Below are 12,425 nucleotides of genomic sequence, written 5' to 3'. Positions count from 1 at the left end.
ACTTTATTTAAAGCATGTCCGCATGACGAATTTCTGCGGCTCAAATAAACTTGCTTTTCTTCAAAGAGCGAGGGTTGCCCAGCCCGGTCAAAGGCGCCGGACTTAAGATCCGGTATCGAAGGATTTCGTGGGTTCAAATCCCACCCCTCGCATATCTAATGTGGGATATAGGTAACTTGAAAAAACGCAACGCATGTGTAAGAAATCTGCACAACCGATTCATTTTAAAAAGTTGCCCTAATCAAAAAATAGACTTATTTTTTATAATGAATTTTTAATAAAAAAGTCGATTTTTTTGTACGCTACTCTGAGTACAAATTCCTAAATCGACAACATAACAAAAGAACTATCTACAAAAAATGAGGGTTATTCGTCAAACTCTATAAAAAAGTCAGAGTCCAACTTTTTGAGATTATACGTCTTGTAAGTACTAACCCCTATGTTATAATCTATCATCAATTGAACAAATTCACTCCCATCTATCAACCTAATATTCTTGCGGCATTTAGAAGCAGAATCCTTGGCGTTTGGTCAAAATTTTGATGTAGTTATAAAGACACCTTTTGTAACACCTTTTAAATCTAAAGCTCCTATAAAATCTCTTAACATAGAGGATCCAACTGTATTATCTTCTGCATATCTTTTTGCTTGAAAGATAATAGTTTCTAAGCCTAGTTTATCTTGATGAATTATTCCATCTATTCCGTCATCCCCCGTTTTTCCTGTTACTTTTCCTTTACCATAATCCATTGCTTCTAATAAAAGTAATATGGCATTTTCAAAAAAATGAGGCGAATTTTCTTTTAATCGCGATAATAAGTCTTGTGCCAAACTTTTTCTTATAAGGGAAAAGCCTTCCTCTATTAACTCATCAGGGGTTTTCTCATCAACGTTTTCATCTTCAGAATAAGAAACTTTAGTCACAGTTTCCTCTTTATCTTTACTAGGATATTTAAACTCTATAAATTCAGGATACTGTTCAAGAAAACGAAGATCTATTTTTTTAAGGTTTGATTTTAGAGCCTCTAAGCCCCGTTCTGTAATTACTAAATAACCTCTTTTTGGATCATCCGACCTTCCGCAGATGTCTTGAAAAAAAGAACATTTTTTCGGCTATCGTTTTTGTGCATTTGTTCAATAATTTACAATTATTATCTCAACTGAAACTTCCGGAAATAGAGGTTAGAATCTTTCAATGAAGCTTAAATAAGCAGGGTAATTTCCAGAAAAAACGATAGCAAAAAAAATTGTGAAAATTGAATGGACATCTGCGGAAAGTCAGATCATTTATCAAATCAGCTTTTTTCAAATAAAGCCGTGCCCACCTTACACGATTCCTAAATATTTTACTATTTCCACTTTCAAACATCATCTCTTTTTCTTCGTCGGTAAGCTTAAATTCATCAGCTAATATTTCAATTAATTCACTAATTTTATAAGTTTGTTTGTCTTTTAAGCGTATCAATAAAGGAAGCATTATTGTTTGAAAATCAGGAATTGCCATGTATGGAAGAATGAGAATCTAGTATAATTAATTTGTTAGGTTATTGTTAGATAATCATGAAAAATAATTGATTTTAATTTGGGAAGGTTTCGGATTCGTATTTTTTAATTATCCTTTCCATATCTCCAACCTCTCCCTTAATTTGCAACGTGGATTAAAAAAGGAGGGTATATACATAAAATTGTTCCCAGCTATTTTAGTCAAACAGGGTTTAAATTGAATACCGGGTTCCTCCGCAAAACCGGCAAACATTTGAGGATAGGATGGATATTTTTTCGAAACTTTATTCTATATATTGTTCTACGTAATATATACAAAAATAGCCCTAATAAATAACAGATAAAGTTAAGAAGTCTTCACTTTATATAATCATACGGCGATGCATTATGACAAAATACGAATATTGTGTTTACGAAACAGTACAGACTTCACAAGGACACTACTGTTTCCTTTCATTCACAAATGGAAAAGATATCGAATTAGAAAATAGATCCACAATAAGTGTCATGGAAGAACTAGGAAAAGATGGATGGGAACTGGTATCAACTACACATTTTGACAATAAAATGAATCATTTTTTTAAAAGAAGATTGGAGTAAAAATCATAAAATAAATTTCAATCCATCTACTTAACGGATTAATTATAGAGATCATCCCAAAACCCTTTTTTAATCTCAAATACATAAAAGTTCTCAGAAGTTATCTTCTTGTCAGCATCTCGGTTAACTACTTCAGAATCAAGATTCTAATAGGTTATTTTGAGTTTTGGGATCAGCTCATTTACTGTAAAATTTACAATTGCTCATAATACCGTTTTACTATTTTACTGTAAAATTTACAATTGCTCTTGATGCCGTTTTACTATTCTACTGTAAAATTTACATTTTTACATTTTACAGTAAAAGTATACACCTTTTTACTTTTGACTTGAAACCAATGCCTCCCACTTATTCACTCTTTCCAGTACATGAACATTAAGAGTAAAGGGTTTATCTGACTTGGCATTCTGCTTCATGTAATGTAAAGTACCTTTAGAAAACCCTAATTTCTTCCAATCAACATAAGAAATATTGAGGATTTTTTGCCTTATTTCAGAAGAATCAATTCTCTCAATTTCATATCCAGGCTTAACAAAGTCTAATTTTTCCTTTTTGCTTGTAAGATAATGGGCTAATTCTCTTACCTTCAGAAAAATAACATAACTCCAGATGCTTTCTTTTCCCTAGTAACTTACTTTTTTGTTCAGCATATTAGAAAACTCATTAACAATCTTCCTGGCTCCTGTAGGTTTAAGCCTCAGATTGTAATTTTCTGTCCTTATGAAATCCTTACTTTCCATAGCTCCACTTTCAATAAGGCTGATAACTGCCAGATCCACAAGGAACCTGAAACCGACCTTCCGCAGATGTCTTGAAAAAAAGAACATTTTTTCGGCTATCGTTTTTGTGCATTTGTTCAATAATTTACAATTATTATCTCAACTGAAACTTCCGGAAATAGAGGTTAGAATCTTTCAATGAAGCTTGAATAAGCAGGGTAATTTTCAGAAAAAACGATAGCAAGAAAAATTGTGAAAATTGAATGAACATCTGCGGAAAGTCAGTTACCTAATTTGATTTCTGCTTTTTTATTTCTTCATTTATGAGAGTGGTTTGCTTATTTATATCCCTAACTTTTTTACAAGTCGATAAGGTCTTTAAAGCTATCATAGCCGCGTAATAATAGAGCATAACAGTGATCATTTGAGTTAACAAGTACAAAGGATCAGTAAAATATTTAATAAAATTAAGAACGTTTGCAAAAGCAAATAATACGAACATTTGAAGAAGAGATTCATTTACATAAGAAATAAGTCGAAGAGGATTTGCAGCATAATTATTAATTTCCTCTTTAACCTGCTCTAGATGTTTTATTTTCTCATTTATTCTTTTCTCTGACTGTTTATTCAATAAATCTTTTGCTGCTGGTGTTATTAAATTACCCACAACGCTGATTGCTATGCCAATTAATATGGAGACAAACCAGTTTATTTGATCCAAGCTATTAAGCGCATCCAATAACGACATTCAACTCGATCCCCGATAGATAAAACGTTATAACTATTTAAAGGTTTAAAAATTTTTTTATAATCCGGTCATTCATAGTACACTTGTATTAAAGCTATTGATTTAGGGTTCTGTAAAGTCTTAGGGTACTATAAAAACGAGTCATTTTACAAGAGAATCATTCTAACGATTTATAAATAATACGATATTAGAGTAGCCAAGAATTCAAGACTTAAGAATTGGTTGTATATTTTTTATACAAAATTATGTAAAAAAATTCGAGTTGTTTATTTAACAGGGATTATAAAAATAAACTAATTTTTTGGGACAATTTTCTAAAAAATATGGTTGTGCGTAACTCTTGCACTTGCGTACAAAAAATTTGAGTTACCTATATCCCCGCATATCTAATGTGGGATAATATCTAATGTGGAATATATCGTCACGCCTGTAATTGTTGCAACAGAAAACTTCATTGTATCTATTGGGCAGTTGCATTATTTAGCCTCGTGACTACAGGTATCTTTAAAAAAGTGTATGCAACTGTAAAATTATCGCAGTATTTTTTTCCTTAAAGTTGCCATAACAAAAAATGTTCTATTTCTATAAGCAGTGTAGGGGAAGTTCTGTAGATTATGACGCAGTTTGTCACAATCCCTTACTTAACCGAAGACGCATGACCGATGATCCAATAGAGAGTACTATCAACTTCACAGTACCCCATTTCTAATTAAGTTCTAAAGACATCTTTTAAGTTCCCGCTGAACGTGTTTCCTTCACTTATAACATTGAATTTACCAGGCACCGTAACAGCGATTGCATACCCTGCGTACGCATCCCTATTAAAAGGAGCTACAGTATTCTTTATTTCGTTGCCTGTAAGACGCAAAACATACCCGGATCCCGCAGAAGTAGTTATGTAGGTCCCTATTCGGATGCCGTTACAGTTACCACCCAGGACATTTTCCCGAATGTCTACCTCTGTCCACCCATCGAGGCATATTCCGGCAACGGCTGAAAGTCTATCAGCAGTTTCTTTGTTTTCAAATACAGGCATTTGTCCACAGTTTGTTATGGTATTCCCTTTAATTGTAAGTCCGGTTGCTGCATCTAAAGCAGGAGCAGTATGACCAGCAGCCCAGATCCCTGGACCCTGACACCCATCAATAACGTTGTTGAGTATCTGGATATTCGATGTAGTTTCGTTTGCCCTAGAGTTTTCTACCTGAATGCCTGGGCCTGTACGAGGTTTGTACTTCTTAGTGCTCTTTATTATGTTGTCGTGGAAAATTACATTCCTGGAACCTTTAGAACGCAGGCCTGAATTGATCCTTGTATAGATCTCATTTCCTGAAGCTTCTACGTCAACACACCTTTCACAATAGAAACCATCATGTCCGACGCCGTATATTTTGTTTCCATAGACAGTTACGTCTTTTGAGTCCAGAATCCTGACACCATCACCCTTTGAATTTTGAATTTTCACGTTCCGAATTTTGACTTTTGAAGCTCTGTTTCCTCCAAATAGATTATGGTAACCTTTCCCATGAAGCACACTCTGCTTATCAGCCAGCCCATCAAACGTGAACCCTTCAAACAGATAATTTTCGCCAGAGAAACTGAAAACTGGTACCTGTGGCTTCCAGAGGCACGTCGAAGCATATGGTATTAGCTGGATGATTGCTTTTTCATCTCCGGTTATGGTCGTGCCAGGATGTAGCTGAATAGGGGTTTTGGCCGTAAATGTTGTTTTCGTTCCTGTCGTTTTGAGCTCTATTTCTTCGTATTTCCGGCCATCGCCGACTTTATCAAAACTACTCTGAAGAAATGTTCCTGGTGTTAGAGTCAGTACGTTTGTCATATATTATGCAGGTTCCATGAGGTTGAAAACGAAAATTGGATTCTTATTGAGGTGTTTTAATTTTAAGACTTTTATATTTGCTGTTACAAAGACACTTTTGCACACGTATTTTGAAAATAAGGAAAAAGCGCAGCCAATATTTGATTGGGGGAAATATCAGGAAAGAGAAGGCAAATTTATGATGCCGTTTGCAGTCCAGGTTCATCATGCATTTGTTGATGGTATTCATATTGGCAAACTTGCGGATAAGCTGCAGAAATACCCAGATGAAGTGTAGAGTATAAGCATAATGTGAAGACCAGTGGTTCACTAATTTTGCTTTCTTAAAGGTTGGAGTTCAGCAGAACTTCAATATAATTGAAGAAGTTAAAATTTGCTCAATATATATTGATGATCATTCTTACCGTAATAGCCAAAGCTTTCTCAATGAACTTTTGCCACGCAACTTTGATTCAATTTCTTCTTAATAAAAACGCAAGCATTAACATCATTATTAGACTTGCCGCTCCAAATCCAGGTATATCAGGAACAGGAATGGTAACTGACTTATCCTCAAGCGTGGAGGATTGAGTACCTAGAGCTTTGTTTACTTGAATAGGAAGATTAAGAGTTTCAGCTACTGCATCCTTTTTGTTTTCTCCAAAATAATAAATTACTCTGCCTATGACATTGAAATTACCAACTTGGGTGGCTGCAATTCTCACTTCAATATCTTTTTCCCTGCCGGGTTCAAGGTCATATGTAGTTGTGTACTGTCCCGCGCCAGACTCGACAAACTCTGAAGAAGAGACACTCATCCCAGATGGAGGAATAATAATTGCCTGGACATGCATGATAGGTTTTGTGATAGGATTCACGGCTGAAAGCTTGAGCAGGATATCTTCTCCCTTAATGACTGACGTTTTTTCACCGTGAAAGTTCACACTTGTAGAAGATTCTTCCGCCAGTTCATCTGATGTGTCTGCAAGTTTTTCTGGTTCAGGTTCTGCGATTTCAGATTCTTCACTATCATAATTGTTTACAGTAGTTGTATTATAATCATCAGTTGTTTCTTCAGATAAAGACTTTCCTACATATATTTTTACCAGTTTGAGTTCAAGTCCTTGCTTGTCTTGCCTGGAGATATCTTTTCCTAACTCATTGAAGTATATGCTACCGTATCCTTTTGTTGAGTCTGGATCTACATAATACAAACTGAGTAGCTGATTACCATCTTTATCTACCCATATATCACAGTTCCATGTCGGCTGTTTATCTATCACGGCATTAAATACTGTGATAATATAGTTATCAGATACTGGTATACCAGCAATAAAATCAGTTATTTCTTCTTTTGTCGGGAGATCTTTGGTTTTAGTTGCTGCTACACACGATGTCAGCAGAGCGAAGATTAAGAATATATATATAATTTTCAGTGGCAGTTTCATTTTAACTCCAATTTTCAATCTGTTGTAAATAATTTATACAATCCGAATGATGGCATCATAATGAAGTACAAAACATACACATACCAGCTATGAAGTAAAATGGTCCAACGGTTGGGTTCTGTTGCAAAAATAATATTTCCTCGATTGTGTACCATTTTCTCCGTGGAGAGATTGATTAACTTTCCCAACTGTGGAAATTTTCACTGATGTTTAACAAAGCCAGATTTTTTACAACGGGACCAAATTAGATATATTCATATGTCGCGGATGAAGAACTTTGTACAGTAGTCATCAACACAAAGATGAAAAACAATAAACGAGACTTTTTAATATCTTATAGGATCGTCAAAATTTGACATTGATTCCGATGACAGTTGACCACCATCATTCAAAAAACCAGAAAATAATAAAAAGTCTCCAATAAACAATAACAAACTGGTTGAAGCTAAAAAATTGAATGTTTTTTTTTCGTTCTGTTTCATAATTTTTCCATCCATTTGTATTCAATCAAGGAATCTGTTAACATTAAAATGACTATTGCAATCCTCGAGTTTTTGTATACTGAATGTAATTTAATTCTTAAGATATTGAATTTTTTACTGAATAACTTATCGAGATTTGTGATTTTTCAAAAAATAGACACACTGACTGTAAGATATATTAAATCCTTATAATCAACTTGGTAATAGTTGCCATAAGAATCCCCAGAATACTCCAGCCAAGAACTCCTTCAGCAATGACCCATTTTCCGAAATTATCTCGATTGTACCATTTTCCATTGTTCATAAAAAGGAATGTTCTAATACTATAGCTAACAATATCACGTGTAGATACCTTTTGCCTCTGATTACAACCATTTACAATAGCAGGTTCTTGAAATTTAACAGTTACTACTCGATCACTTGTTTTTTCCCATGATATATTCCAAGATACAGGAATATATATCTTCAAAATTGTAGAGTTTTTAAAATCTATAAAAGGTATTAACCTATTGCTTCTTTTTAATGATATATGGGGTAAAGGGATAGGTATTTTTTTGTATATAATAGGATTTGCATACACAATAGAAAAGAAACCTATAATTCCAAAACCACACATAATAGCATTCCAGGGTCTTAGACCATAGCCACAGATAATCCAGCAAATAAAATCAATCCATTTTGAAATATCTCTCCTACTCTTTCTTTCTTGGTCATGTATCCGATAGTTGTAATATATGTTGTCTGCGTCTTTATATCGTGTTTCACTATCGTAGTTTTTCCTGAACAATGAGCATGTTTTTCCGTCAGTTATTATATTTTCAGATGCATCTGGCACTATGAATTTGATAGTATCGGTAAAACGTATATCAATGAAGGTAGCAAATTTGCCAAACCGCACACTTTGAAAATTCATAAAATTACCAAAGTTCGCATTAGAGAAATCAGCAGAATTACCAAAATTAGCCTCAGAGAAAGTAACAGAATTGCCAAAATTTGTCCAAGAGAATTTTATAGAGTCCCCAAATTGCGCATACTGAAAATTGGAATAATTGCCAAAATTTGTCCAAGAGAATTTTATAGAGTCCCCAAATTGCGCATCCTGAAAATTGGAATAATTGCCAAAATTTACATCCATAAAGTTTGCAGAACTATCAAAAGTTGTATTATAGAAGTCTGTATAATTGTCAAAAGTTGCATTCCATAAGTTTACATTATTACCAAAATTCGCATTAGAGAAGTTAGCAGAATTACCAAAAATCGTATCTATAAAGGTAGTATTATTGCCCAAATTCACCCATGTAAAATTACCAAAATTACAAAATTTCGCATCGGAAAAGTCTGTAAAATCACCAAAATGCGTATTAGAGAAGTATGTAATACCATCAAAATTCGCATTAGAGAAGTCTGTATAATCGTCAAAGGTTGCATCTCTAAAATTCGTAGAATTACCAAAACTTGCATTAGAGAAGTCTGTATAATCATTGAAGGTTGTATTTATAAAGGTAGCATTATTGCTAAAAATCGCACTCCCAAAATTCGCAGAATTACCAAAAATCACGTCTCTAAAGGTAGCATTATTGCCAAAATTCACCCCCCAGAAATTGCAAAATTTATCAAAACTTGCATTAGAGAAGTCTGCATAATTGTTAAAAGTTGAACCACAAAAGTTAACAGTGAAAAAATTTGTTCCCTCAAAAGAAACAGAATTATTAAATAAAACATTTGAGAAATCTGTATAAGTATCAAAAGTTGAATTTTTTATTGTAATATTGCTTTTAATAACACTTGAATTTTCATTTACTCCATAAGAAATAATAGTTTTTTGGCCATACCCTTCATTCAATAATTTATAAAAATATGGGTTTGGGACAGTTTCAAGTTTAATTGTACTTACGTTAAATTCACCAGTTATGTGGCAGTTTGTAAGATTCACCTCTTCTCTATTTTCAATCTGTTTTAATATTTCTTCCGCTTTAACATCTCTATATTCGGTTGCCTGAGTTGCTGTAGATAATAAGAGAACTACTACGGTTGACAATATAATACAAAAAATTAAAGTCCGAACTTTCATTTTTATACCACATTACGTGTATTTCGGGTTATCATTAGTTATTATTCCATGTTGTTTTAAATTAAAGAATTTATTGTTTTGTTACGTTGAATTAAACACTAACATATAAATATTAATCAAAGTTGCGCTGGCGCACCCCGCAGCAAGCTAGCGGGGTATTCGACTGAAATAAAAATTTAGATTGATCTATAAAAGTAAATTTATAGTAGTGACAATGATCTTGAAAAGTAAAGCATCTAATCGAAACGTCTGCATAAATTGTAATTCTATTCGGTTAGGGAATCTGTTAACGTAAAATGACTACTGCAATCATCTATCCATCTTGATTTACATTTGGAGATTAACAGAAAAAGCAACGAAAATAGCACATTTCTTATAGATAGTATCTTAACCGAATATATCACCTAAAAAGAACCCACGAAAGTGCAATAGCTACAATATATTTCATAGGAAACAGTAACAGAAGAGCTTAAAGTTGTTTCGGGTGCTTTTCGTTTAAGGCTTAGAGCATTGCGGTTTGACTTGTGACTTAAGGAAAAAGTTATTGAAAATTATCACTTTCTCCCCTTCAGCACAAGTCGGAATAAGAAGGAATTTTCAAGCACAATTGAATTTTTACAGAACAAATATCAAAATATTTATCCATTTAATCGGATACTTCCATCTTATGAACAATCATAACGACAAGGAAAGTTCAGTTCACTGTGACCCCAATAAAATTCCAGGATGGAACGAAGATCTTGAACTGGCTTTTTCTGCCTACAAAGGCCCCTACACTCCCGGAAGAGTTGCATTAAGGCATAAAACTGTCTGCGAGGTCCTTGTCTCTGGAGCTGTCGTACAGGCTGGAATCTCAGGTGCACTTCTGAAAATTGGGAAGTAGCCGGTTGTAGGGGATTTTGTCGTTTTGCTTGACCAATCTGAACTGGGCTCACGCATGGTTGTGAATATTCTGCCCAGGAAGAGGCAGTTGAAGACGGGCTTATTCCAGAAGAACGGCTTACCAGCTATCACAGATTAGCTGAAGAGCTCATAGTCCAATCAAAAAAGCGGAAATTGGGCTTAAACGACTTTAAAAGGAAAAATTCAAGAAAAGATAGGCCCTTAAGATCTTCTGCTGAATACTTTCTTACATATGTATTTGTATAAAATCATCTAACATTTGAATAAGCGGATCAACTGCTCTTATATCTCCACTCTGATTGAATCACGTACTATTTCTTCTCTTTTTTCCCATATAAAGCTCCAAAAGCCATTCCAAGGGCAGGTCCGAGAGCAATCCCCAGGGTTAGATTGTCCATCATAAGGCCAAGTATCAAACCAAATGACATGCCAAGGGAAAGTCCAATCGCCATTGCGTCTTCTTTTTCATTTTCGCTCTCATTTTCTTCCTCTTTAGCACAGCTTTTAATGCATTTGTCAGCCTTATCGAGCCTTTTCCCTAAACGTGAGAATATAAGTAAAACGGCTATAACAATGACAATAAAAATTACAATTATTCGTAGAGATGCAGAATCGATCATTATTTTGAATTTGCCACTTTACTATAAAAAGAGTTTGAAAAGAAAAAAAGAGTTTAAAATGAAGTCAGTTCTCCAACAGGGAACTTTTTCAGCCGGAATAAGAAAGAATTTTCAGGCACAATTGAATTTTTACAGGACAAGATATCAAAATATTTATCCATTTAACCAGATACTTCCATCTTATGAACAATCATAGCGAAACGGAAAATTCAGGTCATAATTCAGTTCACTCTGACGCCGATAAAATTCCAGGATGGAACGAAGATCTTGAACTGGCATTTTCTGCCTACAAAGGCCCTTACACTCCCGGAAGAGTTGCATCAAGGCATAAAACGGTCTGCGAGGTCCTTGTCTCTGGAGCTGTCGTACAGGCTGGAATCTCAGGTGCACTTCTGAAAATTGGGAAGCAGCCGGTGGTAGGGGATTTTGTCGTTTTGCTTGACCAGCCTGAACTGGGCTCACGCATGGTTGTGAATATCCTGCCCAGGAGGACCTGCCTTTCAAGAGGAGCAGCAGGAGACGGGAGCGGAGAGCAGGTAATTGCTGCAAACCTTGATACCATTTTTATCGTGACGTCGGTTGGTAAGGACCTCAACCTTCGAAGGCTTGAGAGGTATCTTGCCATTGTGTATTCTTCCGGGGCAAACCCTGTGATTTTACTTAACAAAATCGACCTTGAAGATAACCCAACCCGGCTGGTAGAAAAAATCCGGTCCATTGCAGGTGACGTGCCGGTTATTCCATTAAGCGCCCTTTCAAAAACCGGGCTTGACGAACTTAGCCCTTACCTCAACCCTGGGGAAACAGTTGCATTAATCGGTTCCTCAGGCGTCGGAAAATCCACGCTTATCAACGCTTTTCTTGGTGAAACTGTCCAGAAAACCGGAGATATCCGGAAAGACGATGAAAAAGGCAGGCATACAACAACAGTCCGCCAGCTCTTTCTGCTTCCAAACGGAGCAGTCCTTATAGACAACCCCGGGATCAGGGAAATACAGCTCGGAGACTCTGCAGAAGGGCTTGAGAAAGCTTTTTCCGAGATCGTTGACGCAGCCCGCAATTGTAAGTTTAAAGACTGCACTCACCGCGACGAGCCGGGCTGCGCTGTCCTGAAGGCGGTTGAGGAAGGGGTTATTTCTGAGGAACGGCTTGCCAGTTATCACAGATTAACTGGAGAACTCATATTCCAGTCAAAAAAAGCAGAAATTGGGCTGAAACGGCTTGAAAAGGAAAAATGGAAGAATATAGCGTTGGATATTAAGAAATATAAGAAATCTATGGGAAAACTGTGAGATGAAGTGTATTTTTAGAGCCTATCCGAAAATTCAGTAATGCATATCGAAAAGTTACAATAGGTCTAAATATCCGGGCGTCCGTTCTGATTTTGCATATTGCATATTGTAAAAGTTATAACAGGCAACCACTTTTCGGATAGGCTCTTAATCGACTGAAGCTGATCTACTGAAGCAGCGTTTTTCGTTCTCTCTATTTTTTTCTAAACAGAGCACAAAC

The 12,425-nt window shown here is 35.3% G+C and carries 12 protein-coding genes and 1 tRNA gene; 5 read left to right on the top strand and 8 right to left on the bottom strand.

Annotated features, from left to right (window positions below):
* Positions 1-67: 67 nt before the first annotated feature.
* Positions 68-152: transfer RNA gene (locus MSVAZ_RS07895), tRNA-Leu, on the top strand.
* Between the two features lie 379 nt (positions 153-531).
* On the opposite strand, the gene MSVAZ_RS18785 is transcribed toward MSVAZ_RS07895, so the two are convergent.
* Positions 532-924: a restriction endonuclease gene (locus MSVAZ_RS18785; protein WP_052727919.1), complete on the bottom strand. Its 393-nt coding sequence runs from the start codon at positions 922-924 to the stop codon at positions 532-534.
* A 268-nt stretch (positions 925-1,192) separates the two neighbouring features.
* Positions 1,193-1,504, bottom strand: a complete 312-nt coding sequence (locus MSVAZ_RS07885; protein WP_048119983.1) for a winged helix-turn-helix domain-containing protein — start codon at positions 1,502-1,504, stop codon at positions 1,193-1,195.
* 386 nt (positions 1,505-1,890) lie between these two features.
* Between MSVAZ_RS07885 and MSVAZ_RS07880 the strand changes: the two genes are divergently transcribed.
* Positions 1,891-2,103 (top strand): DUF4177 domain-containing protein, encoded by a 213-nt coding sequence (locus MSVAZ_RS07880; RefSeq protein WP_048119981.1) that lies wholly within the window; start codon positions 1,891-1,893, stop codon positions 2,101-2,103.
* Between the two features lie 623 nt (positions 2,104-2,726).
* On the opposite strand, the gene MSVAZ_RS21165 is transcribed toward MSVAZ_RS07880, so the two are convergent.
* The 3 genes from MSVAZ_RS21165 to MSVAZ_RS07865 all read right to left on the bottom strand — a co-directional run bounded on the left by MSVAZ_RS21165 (position 2,727) and on the right by MSVAZ_RS07865 (position 5,410).
* Positions 2,727-2,963, bottom strand: coding sequence for a CRISPR-associated endonuclease Cas1 (locus MSVAZ_RS21165; RefSeq protein WP_052727918.1), 237 nt, complete (start codon positions 2,961-2,963; stop codon positions 2,727-2,729).
* A gap of 148 nt (positions 2,964-3,111) precedes the next feature.
* Positions 3,112-3,570, bottom strand: coding sequence for a hypothetical protein (locus MSVAZ_RS07870; protein WP_048119980.1), 459 nt, complete (start codon positions 3,568-3,570; stop codon positions 3,112-3,114).
* Between the two features lie 709 nt (positions 3,571-4,279).
* Positions 4,280-5,410, bottom strand: coding sequence for a right-handed parallel beta-helix repeat-containing protein (locus MSVAZ_RS07865; RefSeq protein ID WP_048119978.1), 1,131 nt, complete (start codon positions 5,408-5,410; stop codon positions 4,280-4,282).
* 22 nt (positions 5,411-5,432) lie between these two features.
* On the opposite strand from MSVAZ_RS07865, the gene MSVAZ_RS07860 reads away from it, so the two are divergent.
* Entirely contained in the window at positions 5,433-5,687 is a 255-nt protein-coding gene (locus MSVAZ_RS07860; RefSeq protein ID WP_052727917.1) for a CatA-like O-acetyltransferase, read from the top strand.
* Positions 5,688-5,862: 175 nt separating this feature from the next.
* Here the strand turns inward: MSVAZ_RS07860 and MSVAZ_RS07855 are convergent, their stop codons facing one another.
* Together MSVAZ_RS07855 and MSVAZ_RS07850 are read right to left on the bottom strand one after the other, a co-directional pair.
* Positions 5,863-6,837, bottom strand: coding sequence for a hypothetical protein (locus MSVAZ_RS07855; RefSeq protein ID WP_048119976.1), 975 nt, complete (start codon positions 6,835-6,837; stop codon positions 5,863-5,865).
* Between the two features lie 660 nt (positions 6,838-7,497).
* On the bottom strand, positions 7,498-9,357 hold the full coding sequence (locus MSVAZ_RS07850; RefSeq protein ID WP_198146818.1) for a pentapeptide repeat-containing protein: 1,860 nt from the start codon (positions 9,355-9,357) through the stop codon (positions 7,498-7,500).
* Between the two features lie 700 nt (positions 9,358-10,057).
* Between MSVAZ_RS07850 and MSVAZ_RS19440 the strand changes: the two genes are divergently transcribed.
* Entirely contained in the window at positions 10,058-10,273 is a 216-nt protein-coding gene (locus MSVAZ_RS19440) for a hypothetical protein (RefSeq protein WP_232316254.1), read from the top strand.
* Between the two features lie 331 nt (positions 10,274-10,604).
* Here the strand turns inward: MSVAZ_RS19440 and MSVAZ_RS07840 are convergent, their stop codons facing one another.
* Positions 10,605-10,913 (bottom strand): hypothetical protein, encoded by a 309-nt coding sequence (locus MSVAZ_RS07840; protein WP_048119970.1) that lies wholly within the window; start codon positions 10,911-10,913, stop codon positions 10,605-10,607.
* A 182-nt stretch (positions 10,914-11,095) separates the two neighbouring features.
* Between MSVAZ_RS07840 and rsgA the strand changes: the two genes are divergently transcribed.
* Positions 11,096-12,205, top strand: coding sequence for a ribosome small subunit-dependent GTPase A (gene rsgA / locus MSVAZ_RS07835; RefSeq protein ID WP_048119968.1), 1,110 nt, complete (start codon positions 11,096-11,098; stop codon positions 12,203-12,205).
* Positions 12,206-12,425: the final 220 nt, after the last annotated feature.

It is taken from the genome of Methanosarcina vacuolata Z-761, assembly GCF_000969905.1.
Lineage (GTDB): Archaea > Halobacteriota > Methanosarcinia > Methanosarcinales > Methanosarcinaceae > Methanosarcina > Methanosarcina vacuolata.
Note: the sequence above shows the minus strand (reverse complement) of the source record. Positions and strands in the feature narration are given on the sequence as shown.